Annotated in this window: 8 protein-coding genes; 4 read left to right on the top strand and 4 right to left on the bottom strand. The window is 68.8% G+C overall.

Annotation, left to right across the window (positions count from 1 at the left end):
- Window positions 1–3: 3 nt before the first annotated feature.
- Window positions 4–5,976 (bottom strand): Calx-beta domain-containing protein, encoded by a 5,973-nt coding sequence (locus D9C15_RS04500; RefSeq protein WP_127996247.1) that lies wholly within the window; start codon window positions 5,974–5,976, stop codon window positions 4–6.
- 270 nt (window positions 5,977–6,246) lie between these two features.
- Window positions 6,247–9,216, bottom strand: coding sequence for a Calx-beta domain-containing protein (locus D9C15_RS04495; RefSeq protein ID WP_127996246.1), 2,970 nt, complete (start codon window positions 9,214–9,216; stop codon window positions 6,247–6,249).
- A gap of 242 nt (window positions 9,217–9,458) precedes the next feature.
- On the opposite strand from D9C15_RS04495, the gene D9C15_RS04490 reads away from it, so the two are divergent.
- Both D9C15_RS04490 and D9C15_RS04485 read left to right on the top strand, forming a co-directional pair.
- Window positions 9,459–10,448, top strand: a complete 990-nt coding sequence (locus tag D9C15_RS04490) for a quinone oxidoreductase family protein (RefSeq protein ID WP_127996245.1) — start codon at window positions 9,459–9,461, stop codon at window positions 10,446–10,448.
- An 83-nt stretch (window positions 10,449–10,531) separates the two neighbouring features.
- Window positions 10,532–10,885, top strand: coding sequence for a hypothetical protein (locus D9C15_RS04485; protein WP_127996244.1), 354 nt, complete (start codon window positions 10,532–10,534; stop codon window positions 10,883–10,885).
- A gap of 27 nt (window positions 10,886–10,912) precedes the next feature.
- On the opposite strand, the gene D9C15_RS04480 is transcribed toward D9C15_RS04485, so the two are convergent.
- Window positions 10,913–12,175 carry a metal-dependent hydrolase family protein gene (locus D9C15_RS04480; protein ID WP_127996243.1) on the bottom strand — a complete coding sequence of 421 codons (1,263 nt, stop codon included), beginning with the start codon at window positions 12,173–12,175 and terminating at the stop codon, window positions 10,913–10,915.
- Between the two features lie 148 nt (window positions 12,176–12,323).
- On the opposite strand from D9C15_RS04480, the gene D9C15_RS04475 reads away from it, so the two are divergent.
- Complete coding sequence (locus tag D9C15_RS04475) at window positions 12,324–12,902, top strand: CBS domain-containing protein (protein ID WP_127996242.1); 579 nt, start codon at window positions 12,324–12,326, stop codon at window positions 12,900–12,902.
- Window positions 12,903–12,983: 81 nt separating this feature from the next.
- On the top strand, window positions 12,984–13,673 hold the full coding sequence (locus tag D9C15_RS04470; protein WP_127996241.1) for a hypothetical protein: 690 nt from the start codon (window positions 12,984–12,986) through the stop codon (window positions 13,671–13,673).
- 18 nt (window positions 13,674–13,691) lie between these two features.
- On the opposite strand, the gene dhaK is transcribed toward D9C15_RS04470, so the two are convergent.
- Window positions 13,692–14,681, bottom strand: coding sequence for a dihydroxyacetone kinase subunit DhaK (dhaK, locus tag D9C15_RS04465; RefSeq protein ID WP_127996240.1), 990 nt, complete (start codon window positions 14,679–14,681; stop codon window positions 13,692–13,694).
- Between the last annotated feature and the right edge of the window lie 17 nt (window positions 14,682–14,698).

Below are 14,698 nucleotides of genomic sequence, written 5' to 3'. Positions count from 1 at the left end.
GGCTCAGGCTCCGAAGGTGTAGTCGGACAGGCTGGTCAGCGATCCGTCCACCAGCGCGATCTGTGTCAGCTCCGAGGCGCTGACCAGGGCGTTGGCGCCGGACGAGGTGAACAGGAAGATGCCCGTCTGGGCGCCATTGTCCACCACGAACAGACGCGTCGCGCCGACGGCATAGTTGCTGCTTGCGGAGCCGATCACAGCGGCAGCGGATCCGGCGTCGATGGTGCCGAAGACCTGCCCGTCGGTCACCACCACGACTTCGGCCGAAGCGGCATGCGGGGCGAAGTTGCTGCGTGTCTGGCCATTGTCGACCACCGTGTCGCCGTCACCGATCCTGATGGTGGCCTGGCTGAACCGGAAGGTGTCGTTGACCGAGTTGAAGTCCGTTACCGCATCGCTTCCCGCCAGGCTGGTGAAGTGGAAGGTGTCGTTGCCGAGCCCGCCCGTCAGGGCGTCGTTGCCCGCGCCGCCGATCATCGTGTCGTTGCCGGCGCCGCCATTGAGGGTGTCGTTGCCGGTACTACCGTTGAGCGAGTTGTTCGCGCTGTTGCCGGTCAGCAGGTTGTTCAGCGAGTTGCCGGTGCCGTTGACGGCGCTGCTGCCGGTCAGTGTCAGGCGCTCGACATTCAGGCCCAGCGTGTAGCTCAGTCCGGACTGCACCGTGTCCGTGCCACCACCCGTCGCTTCAGTCACCACGTCCGTCAGCACGTTGACGACGTAGGTGTCGTTGCCCGCCCCGCCGATCATCGTGTCGTTGCCGGTTCCCCCGTTCAGCACGTTGTTCGCGCCGTTGCCGGTCAGCACGTTGTTCAGCGTGTTGCCGGTGCCGTTGATCGCGCTGCTGCCCGTCAGCGTGAGGTTCTCGAGGTTGGCCAGCAGCGTGTAGGTGCGGTTGACCTGCACGGTGTCGGTGCCGCCGGCGGCCGCCTCGGTGACGACATCGCCGACGTTGTCGACCAAGAAGGTGTCGTTGCCGGTGCCGCCGATCATCGTGTCGGCGCCGAGGCCGCCGTTGAGGGTGTCGTTGCCGCTGCCGCCGTTGAGCGAGTTCCTCGCGCCGTTGCCGGTCAGCACGTTGTTCAGCGTGTTGCCGGTGCCGTTGATCGCGCTGCTGCCCGTCAGCGTGAGGTTCTCGAAGTTGGCCAGCAGGCTGTAGCTGCGGCTCGACTGCACGGTGTCGGTGCCACCGGCGGCCGCCTCGGTGACGACGTCGCCGGCGTTGTCGACCACCATCAGGTCGTTGCCGGCGCCGCCGATCATCGTGTCGGCGCCGAGGCCGCCGATGAGCGTGTCGTTGCCGCTGCCGCCGTTGAGCGAGTTGTTCGCGCCGTTGCCGGTCAGCACGTTGTTCAGCGCGTTGCCGGTGCCGTTGATCGCGCTGCTGCCCGTCAGCGTGAGGTTCTCGAAGTTGGCCAGCAGCGTGTAGCTGCGGTTGATCTGCACGGTGTCGGTACCGCCGGCGGCTGCCTCGGTGACGACGTCGCCGGCGTTGTCGACCACCATCAGGTCATTGCCGGCGCCGCCGATCATCGTGTCGGCACCGAGGCCGCCGATGAGCGTGTCGTTGCCGCTGCCGCCGTTGAGCGAGTTGTTCGCGCCGTTGCCGGTCAGCACGTTGTTCAGCGTGTTGCCGGTGCCGTTGATCGCACTGCTGCCCGTCAGCGTCAGGTTCTCGAGGTTGGCCAGCAACGTGTAGGTGCGGTTCGACAGCACGGTGTCAGTGCCGCCGCCCGCTGCCTCGACGACGATGTCGCCGGCGTTGTCGACGAGGAAGTTGTCGTTGCCGGCGCCGCCGGTCATCGTGTCGGCGCCGCCCCGCCCGTCGAGTGTGTCGTTGCCGCTGTCGCCGTTGAGGCGGTTATTGCCGGAGTTGCCGGTCAGCACGTTGTTGAGCGTGTTGCCGATTCCGCTGATCCCGGCGCTGCCGGTCAGCGTGAGGTTCTCGAGGTTGTCACGGAGCGTGTAGGTGATCGAGGAGCGGACCAGGTCCGTGCCGCCGCCGGCGTTTTCGACCAGCACGTCGGTATTCGAGGCGACGGTGTAGACGTCGTCGCTGCGGCCGTAGCTGTACACGTTGACGCCCGGGTTGTCGTCGTCGACGATGTTGATCACCCCGACGGCCTTGGCGATGGTCGCGCCGCTGGGCGTGATCAGGTTGAAGTTGAAGCTCTCGATGTTCTCGGGGTTGAAGTCGTCCTCGATCTCGATGCGGACGACCTTCGTGGTCTCGCCCGCGGCGAAGTTCAGGGTGTGGGTGCCGGGGCCCCAGTAGTCGGGCGCGCCACCGCCGGAGACGGCGGTGGAGTTGCTGGTGTAGTAGTTCACCGTCACAGGGGTCTGCGCCGGCGCGCTGAGGCTGACGACCACGTCGATGTAGCCGTCGCCCTCGGCCACGGTGGCATCGGCCACGGAGATCGTCGGCGGCAACCCGCCGCCGGCATCGCTGGCGCCGATCTCGGCCACCCCATTGGCGTCGACGATGAGTGCGCCGCCGGTCGCGTCGCTGAGGACCAGGTTGACGCGCTCACGCCCTTCTGTCGTGGCGTCGTCCCGGATATCGACGGTGACCGTCTTGACGGTCTCGCCGGCGGCGAACGTGAGCGTGCCCGAGGTGGCAGTGAAGTCGCTGCCGGCGGTCGCGGTGCCGGCGGTGGTGGTGTCGTAGTCGACGGTGACGGTGTTGTTGGAGGACTGGCCGTTGGGCCCGCCGAGCATGACGACGAAGGTGGCGGTGCCGGCCTTCTCGTCGACCACTGCATCGCGCACGACAACGATCGGGTTGTCGACGGTGTTGTCGTCGTCGACGATGCCGATGTTGGCGTAGTCCTTGACGATGTCGGCGTTGGCCGAGGCTGAATGGAGGATGAAGTAGAAGTTCTCGTAGTTCTCGATGTCGGTGTTCAGGCTGTCCTCGATCTCGAAGCGGACGACCTTGGTGGTCTCGCCGACGGCGAAGTTCAGCACGTGGGAGTTGGCGCCGAAGTAGTCGGGTGCGCCGCCGCCGGAGACGGCGGTGGAGTTGGACGTGTAGTAGCTGACCGTGACCGGCGCCTGCGCCGGCGCGCTGAGGCTGACGACCACGTCGATGTAGCCGTCGCTCTCGCTGACGATGGCGTCGCTGACGGAGATGCGGGTCTTGGAGACCTGGGTGCCGTCGCTGGCGCCGATGGTGGCCACGCCGCGGCTGTCGAGGATGACGGCGCCGCCGGTGGCGGTGTCCAGGTCGAGGAAGAAGCGTTCGGCGCCCTCGGTCGCGCCGTCGTCGTTGATGTCGACGGTGACGGTCTTGACGCTCTCGCCGGCGGCGAAGGTGAGCGTGCCGTCCAGGATGGCGGTGTAGTCGGTGCCGGCGGTGGCGGTTCCGTTGGTCGTCCGGTAATCGACCGTGACGGTGCTGTTGGAGGATTGCCCGTTGGGCCCGCCGAGCATGACGACGAAGGTGGCGGTGCCGGCCTTCTCGTCGACCACTGCATCGCGCACGATCACGATCGGGTTGTCGACGGTGTTGTCGTCGTCGACGATGCCGATGTTGGCGTAGTCCTTGACGATGTCGGCATTGGCCGAAGCGGAATGCAGAACGAAGTAGAAGTTCTCGTAGCCCTCGACGTCGGTGTCGAGGCTGTCCTCGAGCTCGAAGCGGACGACCTTGGTGGTCTCGCCGACGGCGAAATTCAGCACGTGCGAGTTGCTGCCGAAGTAGTCGGGCGAGCCGCCGCCGGAGATGGCGGTGGAGTTGTCGGTGTAGTAGCTGACCGTGACCGGCGCCTGCGCCGGCGCGCTGAGGCTGACGACCACGTCGATGTAGCCGTCGCTCTCGCTGACGATGGCGTCGCTGACGGAGATGCGGGTCTTGGACACCTGGGTGGCGTCGCTGGCGCCGATGGTGGCCACCCCTCGGCTGTCGAGGATGAGGGCGCCGCCGGTGGCGGTGTCCAGATCAAGGAAGAAGCGCTCGGCGCCTTCGGGTGTGTTGTCGTCGGCGATGTCGACGGTGACGGTCTTGACGCTCTCGCCGGCGGCGAAGGTGAGGGTGCCGGAGGTGGTGGCGTAGTCGGCGCCGGCAGTGGCAGTGCCGGCGGTCGTCCCGTAGTCGACGGTGACGGTGCTGTTGGAGGACTGGCCGTTGGGCCCGCCGAGCATGACGACGAAGGTCGCGGTACCGGCCTTCTCGTCGACCACCGCGTCGCGCACGACGATGATCGGGGCATCGACGGTGTTGTCGTCGTCGACGATGCCGATGTTGGCGTAGTCCTTCACGATGTCGGCGTTGGCAGACGCCGAGTAGAGAACGAAGTAGAAGTTCTCGAAGCCCTCGACGTCGGTGTCCAGGCTGTCCTCGAGCTCGATGCGGACGACCTTGGTGGTCTCGCCGACGGCGAAGTTCAGCAGGTTGGTGTTCACGCCGTAGTAGTCGGGCGCGCCGCCGCCGGAGATGGCGGTGGAGTTGCTGGTGTAGTAGTTGACGGTGACCGGCGCCTGCGCCGGTGCGCTGAGGCTGACGACGATGTCGACGTAGCCGTCGTTCTCGCTGACGATCGCGTCGCTGACGGTGATTCGGGTCTTGGACACCGAGGTGGCGTCGCTGGCGCCGATGGTGGCCACGCCGCGGCTGTCGAGAATGACGGCGCCGCCGGTGGGGGTATCCAGGTCGAGGAAGAAGCGCTCGGCGCCCTCGGGTGTGTTGTCGTCGTTGATGTCGACGGTGACCGTCTTGACGCTCTCGCCGGCGGCGAAGGTGAGGGTGCCGGAGGTGGTGGCGTAGTCCGTGCCGGCAGCGGCGGTGCCGGCGGTGGTCTGGTAGTCGACGGTGACGGTGCTGTTGGACGACTGGCCGCTGGGCCCGCCGAGCATGATGACGAAGGTCGCGGTGCCGGCCTTCTCGTCGACCACCGCGTCACGCACGACGATGCTCGGGGCGTCGACGGTGTTGTCGTCGTCGACGATGCCGATGGTGGCGTACTCCTTCACGATGTCGGCGTTGGCCGAGGCCGAATGGAGGATGAAGTAGAAGTTCTCGTAGCCTTCGACGGTGATGTCGTCCGCGAGCTCGACGCGGACGACCTTGGTCGTCTCGCCTACGGCGAAGTTCAGCGTGTTGGTGCCTCCGTACCCGAAGTAGTCGGGCGCGCCACCGCCGGAGATGGCGGTGGAGTTGGCGGTGTAGTAGCTGACCGAGACGGGGGCTTGGGCCGGTGCGCTGAGGCTGACGACGATGTCGACATAGCCGTCGCTCTCGCTGACGATGGCGTCGCTGATCGTGATGCGGGTCTTGGCCACCGGGGTGGCGTCGTTGGCACCGATGGTGCCGACGCCGCGGCTGTCGAGGATGACGGCGCCGCCGGTGACGTTGTCGAGGTCGAGGAAGAAGCGTTCGGCGCCCTCGGGCGTGTTGTCGTTGTTGATGCTGACGGTGACGGTTTTGACAGTCTGGCCTGCCTCGAACGTGAGGGTACCGCTGGTGGTCGTGTAGTCGGACCCGGCGCTGGCGGTGCCGGGGTAGGTCTCGTAGTCGACCGTGACCGTGCCGCCAGAGGCCTGTCCGGCCGGGCCGCCGAGCAGGACGACGAAGGTCGCGGTGCCGGCCTTCTCGTCGACGACGACGTCGCGCACGCTCAGGCCGGGCGTTCCGGTGCCCGCCTCGTTGTCGACGATGCCGATGACGGCATCGGTGTTGGAGATCAGCGCGCCGTTGGTCGCGCCGCTGAGGCTGAGCCGGAACGACTCGAAGGCCTCGACGGCAGCGTTGTCCGACAGGTTGACCCGGATGGTCTGCGTCGTCACGCCGACGTCGAAGGTCAGCGTCCCGGAACTCGTCACCGAGTAGTCGGGACTGCCGCCGCCGTTGACCGCCGTGATATTGCCGAACGCATAGTTGACCGAGATGGGCTGGGCCCCTCCATCGGTCAGGCGGATGACGATGTCGACAAAGCCGTCAGCCTCGCTGACGACCACATGATCTACGGACAGGGACGGCATGGCTTACCTCTCGCACCGGGGGTGAATGGATGAATCCGGGCCCGGCCTCGGCCGGGCAGCCCACGCGGCGTCCCGAGGCGTGTCCGCGGGCCTCCTCCCGGTCCGCGACACGCTTGTTCTTGTGACGCCACTTGTATCGTTCGGCGCGTGACAAGTCGACAGGTCAGGGAGACAGGCCCCCCTAAGCCAGGGGGTGCGCGTGGCAGAGTCAGGGTGTCGCGCGCCCGCCATGGGCCCGAGGGCCCATTCGCCGCCGTGCCGACCGGGTGTTCAGGCTCCGAAGAGGTAGTCCGAGACGTTCGTCATCGTGCCCTCGATGAGCGCCAGTTGCGTCAGCTCGGCGGCCGTGACCGTTGCGTCGACGCCCGATGAATGGAACCGGAAGACGCCGGTCTGTGTGCCGTTGTCGACCACGAACAGGCGGTCGGCGCCGGAGGCGAAGCCACCGGTCGCGGCCCCGATCTGCAGGGCCGCCGCGGTGGCGTCGATCGCGCCGCCGATGTTGCTCGTGAAGATGACCAGTTCCGCATTGGCCGAGAAACCGCCGGGTGCCGCACGTACCGCGCTGCCCTCGACCAGCGTGTCGCCGTCGCCGATGCGGATGCTCGCCATGCTGAAGCGCAGCGAATCGGTCACGGTGTCGAAGTCTTTGACCGTGTCGAAGCCGGACAGGCTGTTGAACAGGAAGATGTCGTTGCCGGTGCCGCCGGTCAGCTGGTCGCTGCCCGCGCCGCCGTTCAGGCTGTCGTTGCCGGCCGCGCCGCTGAGGGTGTCATTGCCGCTGCCGCCGCTGAGGGCGTTGGCGGCGCCGTTGCCCGTCAGGGTATTGGCCAGCCCGTTGCCGGTGCCGTTGACCGCAGCGCTGCCCGTCAAGATCAGGCGCTCCAGGTTCGCGCCCAGTGTGTAGGCCAGCGCGCTCCGCACCGTATCGGAGCCCGCGCCGGCGGCCTCGCTCACCACATCGCCGGCTGCGTCGACGACGTAGCTGTCGTTGCCGGCACCACCGGCCAGGGTGTCGTTGCCGACGCCGCCGTTCAGCACGTTGCTGGCGGTGTTGCCCGTCAGCCGGTTGTTCAGGGCATTGCCGGTGCCATTGACGGCACTGATGCCGGTCAGTGTCAGGTTCTCGAGATTCGCGCCCAGCGTGTAGCTGCGGCTGCTCAGCACCGTGTCGGTGCCGCCGCCGGCAGCCTCCGTCACGATGTCGCCGGCGTCTTCGACGACGAAGCTGTCGTTGCCCGCAGCGCCGATCATCGTGTCGACGCCCAGGCCGCCGTCGAGCGTGTCGTTGCCCGCGCCGCCGTCCAAGGTGTTGCCAGCCGAGTTGCCGGTGATGGCGTTGTTCAGCGTGTTGCCGGTTCCGTTGATCGCGTTGCCGCCGGTCAAGGTCAGGTTCTCGACATTGGCGCCGAGCGCATAGCTGACCGAGGAGTTCGCCATGTCGATGCCGCCACCGACGTTCTCGACGATCACGTCGCTCGCTGCCACGACGGTGTAGATGTCGTTGCTGCGGCCGTGGCTGTACACGATCACGCCGGCCTTGTCGTTGTCGACGATGCTGACCGTGGTGGTCGGCTTGGCGATGGTGGCGCCGTTGGCTCCGGACAGCACGAAGTTGAAGGTCTCCAGGTTCTCGGACGTCGAGCCGTCGCCGATCTCGATGCGCACGACCTTGGTGGTCTCGCCGGCGGCGAACACGATCGTGCCGTTGCGGCCGAGGAAGTCGGTGCCACTGGCGGCGCCGGCATTGGTGGTGGCGTAGTTGACCGACACCGGCGCCGTGCTCGGGGCGCTCAGGCTGACCACGATGTCCACGTGGCCGTCGCCCTCGCCGACCACGGTGTCGGTCGCGCTGATGCCCGGGGTGGCCACTGTGGCTGCATCGCTGGCGCCAATCTCGGCGACCGCGCGACCATCGACGATCGTCGCGCCGATCGCGTTGCTGAGCGTGAAGTTGATGCGCTCGAAGCCTTCGGGGTTGCCGTCGTCGGCAATGTCGACGGTGATGGTCTTGGCCGACTCGCCCGGCTCGAAGGTCAGCGTGCCGCTGGTGGCGCTGTAGTCGCTGCCGGCACTGGCGCTGCCGTTGGCGGTGCTGTAGCTGACGCTGACCGGGCTGCTGGAGGACTGCCCGTTGGGGCCGCCGAGCATGACGACGAAACTGGCGCTGCCGGCCTTCTCGTCGACCACGACGTCGCGCACGACCAGCCCGGGTGTGCCCACCACCGGCTCGTTGTCGACGATGCCGATCTGCGCGGTGGCCTGGGAGATGGTGGCGTTGGTGGCGCCGCTGAGGTTGAGATAGAAGGTTTCGAAGCCTTCGTTCGAGCCGCTGCCGCCGATCTCGATGCGCACGACCTTGGTGGTCTCGCCGGCGGCGAAGTTCAGCGTGCCGGAGCGGCCCACGAAGTCGGTGCCGGCGTTGGCGGTGGCGTTGGCGGTGGCGTAGTTGACCGAGACCGGGCTCAACCCCGGCGCGCTCAGGCTGACGACCACGTCCACGTAGCCGATGCCCTCGCCGACGACCATGTCCGACACCGAGATGCGCGGCTGCGCGACCGCGGCAGCGTCGCTGGCGCCGATGATCGCCGCGCCCTGGCCGTCCAGGATGGTGGCGCCGGTGGCGTTGCTCAGGTTGAGGAAGAAGCGCTCGAAGCCCTCGGGGCTGCCGTCGTCGGCGATGTCGACGGTGATGGTCCTGGCCGACTCGCCCGGCTCGAAGGTCAGCGTGCCGCTGGTGGCGCTGTAGTCGCTGCCGGCACTGGCGCTGCCGTTGGCGGTGCTGTAGCTGACGCTGACCGGGCTGCTGGAGGACTGCCCGTTGGGGCCGCCGAGCATGACGACGAAACTGGCGCTGCCGGCCTTCTCGTCGACCACGACGTCGCGCACGACCAGCCCGGGCGTGGCCACCACCGGTTGATTGTCGACGATGCCGATCTGCACGCTGGACTGCGCGAGCGTGGCGTTGAGGGCGCCGCTGAAGTTGAGGTAGAAGGACTCGAAGCCTTCGTTGGAAGCGCCGCCGCCGATCTCGATGCGCACGACCTGGGTGGTCACGCCGGGCAAGAAGGTCAGCGTACCGCTGCGGCCAACGAAATCCGTGCCGCTGGCGGCGGTGCCGTTCTGCGTCGCGAAGTTGACGGAGACAGTCTCCGTTCCCGGATCGACAAGTCTCACGACGATGTCGACGAATTGCGAACCTTCACCGACCACCACATGGTCGACCGACAGATAAGCCATGGTTGTCCCTCCAGTCTCTGGTGTGCCGATCAGATTCGCACCCGCAGACTCGCCCGGGTGGCCCACACCGCGTCCAGACAGAGACGGTCGCAGCCTCTTCGTGCCGCCGGCCCGTTCGCCGCTCTGACACGGCTTGTAACGTTCGGCGCGTGACAAGTCGACCGGTCAGGGAGGCATGACCCCCTAAGCCAGGGGGTACACGCGGCGCGGCAGAATGGTGCTGAAAACCATCAGGAGACCCGATGACCCAGACCGCCCGCGTGATCCGTGTTGCCGCCTTCGGCGGCCCCGAGAACATGACGCTCGACGAGGTGAGCGTCGGCGAGCCCGGCCCGGGCGAGATCCGCATCCGGCACGCGGCCAGCGGCATCAACTTCATCGACGTCTACCACCGCAGCGGCGTCTACCCGAATCCGTTGCCGCTGGCGCTGGGGGCCGAGGGGGCCGGCATCGTCGAGGCGGTGGGCGAGGGTGTCACGCACCTGAAGCCGGGCGACCGCGCGGCCTATGCATCCAACGTCCCGGGTTCGTACAGCACCCTGCGCGTGATGCCGGCGCGCACGGTGGTGCGGCTGCCGGAATCGATCGATTTCGATACCGGCGCCGCCATGATGCTCAAGGGGCTCACCGTGCAATACCTGCTGCGCAAGACGCTGCCGGTCGGCGGTCTGCAGCCGGGCGACTTCGTGCTGTTCCATGCCGCGGCCGGCGGCGTGGGCCTGATCGCCTGCCAATGGGCCCGGGCGCTCGGCCTGAAGCTGATCGGCACCGCTGGCAGCGACGAGAAATGCGCGCTCGCGCTCGAGAACGGGGCCAGCCATGCGATCAACTACCGCAGCGAGGACTTCGTGCGCCGCGTCGACGAGATCACCGGCGGCCAGAAGGTCAAGGTGGTGTACGACTCGGTCGGCAAGGACACCTTCGCGCGTTCGCTCGAATGCCTGCGCCCGTTCGGCCTGGCGGCCTGCTTCGGCGCCTCGTCGGGCAAGCCGCCCGCGATCGAGCTCGCGACGCTGGCCAAGGGCTCGCTGTACGTGACGCGGCCCACCCTGTTCAGTCACATCGTCTCGCCCGAGACGACGCAGGCGATGGCCGACGAGCTCTTCGCCGTGGTGGCCAGCGGCGCCGTCAAGATCCCCGTGACGCGGCGCTACGCCCTGGCCGAGGCGGCGCAGGCGCACCGCGACCTCGAGGCGCGCCAGACCACCGGCTGCAGCGTGCTGCTGCCCTGACGGCGGCGACTGTCCGCCTGCGGGCCGCGCCTGCGTGGAGTGGGGCGAGAGAGATCCGCTCTCGCCCTTCCCGAGGACGACCCATGCATCCCACCCTGCGGGCCGCGCTGTGCGGCCTGACGCTCGTCGCCGGCGCGCTGTGTGCCCAGACCCTGCATCCCGTGGCGCTGACCGGCACCGAGCAGGCCAGCTACCGGCAGGCACTGGAAGCCTTCCGTGGCCAGCGCTACGCCGGCGCCTACGCGCGCTTCGCCCGGCTCGCCGACGCCGGCCATGTGCCCTCGGCGCAGATCGCGCTGCTGATGGTGCAGCAGGGCCCCGCGCTGTTCGGCAGCGACTGGGCCGCCAGCCCCGGCCAGCAGCGACGCTGGAACGCGCTGACCATCAACGCGGCGCGCCAGCGCCTGGACTTCGTCGACAACGAACGCGGCGACTGAGCCGCCCCCGCGCGCGTCGGCAGCCCGTCAGGCGGCGCGGCGCACGGCCGGGCGGGCTTCGGCGACGCTGTCCTTGTGCACGGCGCCGCCCTTCATGATCAGGCGCAGCCTGGAGCGGTCCTGCAACAGGCGCACGTCCTGCAGCGGGTCGCCGTCGACCAGCAGCAGGTCGGCCAGCAAGCCCTCGCGCACCTGGCCCACCGGCAGGCCCATCAGCTCGCCGCCGATGCGCGTGGCGCATTGCAGCGCCTCGGAGGGCGTGTAGCCGAACAGCCGGACGAAGTGCTCGATGTCGCGTGCGTTGGTGCCCTGTGGCGTCCAGGCGAAGCCGTAGTCGCCGCCGATCACGACGCGGATGCCGCGCTTGCGCATCTGCTCGTAGGTGCGCTGCGAGTTCTCCAGGCAGCGCTCCATGCCGAGGTCGTGCGCCACGGCCTTCGTGATGCCCCAGGGCTCGGCCTCGTGCAGCGTGTTGTGGATCAGCCCGATCGCCGGGCCGACGAACAGGCGGTCGCGGGCGGCCTCGAGCAGGTCGAGCGCCTCGCCGTCGGCCATCTCGCAGTGGTAGATCACGTCCACCCCGCACTGCACCGCGCGCTTCACGGCGTTGCCGGCGCGCGAGTGCGAGGCCACGCGCCGGCCGAAGTCGTGCGCCACCTCGCAGGCGGCGCGCACCTCGGTCTCGCGCATCACCGTCATGCCGCCCTTGGCGGGCACGAAGTCGTCGCCGGAGATGTTCAGCTTGATGTTGTCCACGCCCTCGCGGATGCAGGTGCGCACGGCCTGCACGATGGCCTCGGGACCGTCGGCCACGATGCCGAAGCTGGAGCGGTTCATGTGCAGGCGGTTCTCGTCGCCCAGCCCGCCGGTGACGGTGATCTCCGGACTCGCGGCGCGGATGCGCGGGCCCGGGCTGCGGCCGGAGTTCACCTCGTTGCGTACCACCACGTCCAGGCGCAGCTTGGCGCTGGCCGCGCTGTAGGCGCTGGTGAAGCCGGCATCGAGCAGCGTGCGCGCGTTGTGCAGCGTCTCGATCACGTGTTCCTCGGGCGGGATGTCGCCCAGGTCGGTGTTGCGCTGCGCGCCGCAGAAGGAGAGGTGGGCATGGCCCTCCACCAGCCCCGGCATCAGGGTCATGCCGGCGGCGTCGATCACGCGCACGTCGTCGCCGTCGGGCGTCACGCCGCGGCCCACGCGCACGATGCGTTCGCCCTCGACCAGCACCTCGGCGGGGAAGGGCGCGGCGCCGCTGCCGTCCCAGACCATGCAATCGCGGATCAAGGTCCTCATCCTGCCCTCGTCGTCGAAGCATCGAACGGCCGAACCATAGACCCCGGCGACGAAACCCTGTTGCTCGCTAAACCTTCTTGCGGTCGCGTCGGCACAGGAGTAAACCGCTGCCACGGTCGCAAGGCGTCCGCTTGTTCACGGAGGTGCCATGCCCCACTACCACGCGCTCCAGGTCCGTTCCATCCTCGAGGCGCCGCTCGCCCTGGTGCATGCCGAGGCCCACGTCGGCTTCGACGATCCCGCCAGCGCGGTGCTCACCGACCTGCGCATCGCCTCCAGCGTCGTCGTGCCGGTGGAGGAGCCGCTGGAGGACGCACGCCGCCTGATGCAGCACGCGGGCGTGCGCATGGCCTTCGTGTTCGACGCCGCGGGCGGCGTCATCGGGCTCGTGACCGCCGCCGACCTGCAGGGCGAGCGCGCGCTGCAGGCGGCCACGCGGCGCGGGGTCGAGTACGGCGAGCTGAGCGTGGCCGACGTGATGACGGCGGTGGCCGACTGGGCCGTGGTCGATGCCGCCGCGCTGCCGCGCGCACGCGTCGGCGACATCGTCGCCACCTTCCGCGCCACCGCGCAGCGCTACCTGATCGTGGTCGAGCCGGGCGCGAAGGGCGAGCCGGTGATCCGCGGCCTGTTCTCGGCCAACCGGGTCGAGCGTGCGCTCGGCCATGCGATCGAGGAGGAGCTGCGCAGCAACACCTTCTCGGCGCTGGCCCAGGCCCTGGCGTAGTCGTTTGCGTCGGATGTTTCAGCTTGTGTGAGCGGGGGGAGTACGCTCGCGGATTGCCCTCAGACAAGCTGACTTCCGCGCATGTTCGGACGAAACAAACCCGTCGTACTCGACCGCTACGGCCATCGCCGCTCGCGCCTGCGCATTCCGCGCTGGCTGGTGCTGCTGCTTCTCGGCGTGGCCACCGGCGCCGGCGGCCTGGTCTACCTGCAGGAGAACCACCTGCCCAAGCGGCTCTCGGCCGCGGCCTCGGTGGAGCTGCAGCAGGCCTACACCCAGGCCGACGCCGAGCGCACCCAGCTGCGCGCCGACCTGGCGGCCACCACGAAGAAGCTCGAGGCCGCGCTGACCGAGGCCAAGACCAATGCCGCCGAACTCGCCACCAGCCGGCAGACGGTGGAGCGGCTGCGCACCAGCCTCGATTTCGTGGCCGGCGCGCTGCCGCCCGACCCGCGCGGCGGCACGGTCGAGGTGCGCGCCGCGCAGTTCACGGCCCAGGGCGGCAAGCTGGACTACGACGTGCTGCTGTTCCGCGACAAGGGCGCCAAGCCGATGCCGGCGGTGGTGCAGATCGTCGTGGCCGGCGAAGGCGCCAGCGGCACGGCGACCAACGTCAGCCTGAAGCCGACGGCCGTGTCGGTGGGCCGGCTCGAGGCCGTGGGCGGCAACGTGCCGCTGCCCGAGGGCTTCCGCCCCAGGCAGGCGACCGTGAACGTGCTCGATCGCCCCGACGGCAGGCTGCTCGGGATGCGCGTGCTGTACGTGAAGTGAGCGTCGGGCCGGGCCGGATCACATTCCCCAGCGCAACGCCGCGGTGTGCACCGGCGCGTCCCACAGCGCGAGGCTGCCCGCGTCGACGGCGCTGACGGTGATCGAGCAGCCGGCCATCTCGAGCGAGGTCACGTAGGAGCCGGTCAGGTGGCGTGCCACGCGCACGCCGGCGCCTTGCAGCACCTTGCGTGCCGCATGCACCATCACGTAGAGCTCGAGCAGCGGCGTGCCGCCGAAGCCGTTGACCAGCAGCACGACCTCCTGGCCGGGATTGAGCGAGAGGTCGCGCAGGATCGCGCCGGTCAGCTCGGCGGCGATGTCGTCGGCGCTCGTGAGCTTGACGCGCTTGCGGCCCGGCTCGCCGTGGATGCCGACGCCGAGTTCCATCTCGTCGATGCCGATCTGAAAGGTCGGCTTGCCGGCCGCCGGCACGGTGCAGGAGGTCAGCGCCACGCCCATCGACGCGGTGGACTTGTTGACGCTGTCGCCCAGCGCCTTGAGCGCCGCCAGGCCGTCGCCGCGCTCGGCCGCGGCGCCGACGATCTTCTCGACGATCAGCGTGCCGGCCACGCCGCGCCGCCCGGTGGTGTAGGTCGAGTTCTCGACCGCCACGTCGTCGTTGACGATCACGGTGGCGTTCTCCTGGTCCAGCATCTCGGCGGCCATCTGGAAGTTCATCATGTCGCCGCTGTAGTTCTTGACGATGAACAGCACGCCGGCGCCGCTTTCCACCGACTGCGCGGCGGCGAGCATCTGGTCGGGCGTCGGCGAGGTGAACACCTGGCCGGGGCAGGCGGCATCGAGCATGCCGTGGCCGACGAAGCCGGCGTGCAGCGGCTCGTGGCCCGAGCCGCCGCCGGAGATCAGCGCCACCTTGCCGGGCTTGGTGTTGCGGCGGCGCACGAACTGGCGCTCGGCGCCGAGCAGCACGATGTCGGCGTGGGCCGCGGCAAAGCCGTCCAGACCCTCGGCCAGCACGGTCTCGACGTCGTTGATGAGCTTCTTCATGGTTCGTCCTCGTGTTC

It is taken from the genome of Piscinibacter defluvii, from assembly GCF_004011805.1.
GTDB classification, from domain to species: domain Bacteria; phylum Pseudomonadota; class Gammaproteobacteria; order Burkholderiales; family Burkholderiaceae_C; genus Piscinibacter; species Piscinibacter defluvii.
This window is presented reverse-complemented; position numbering and strand designations above follow the sequence as displayed.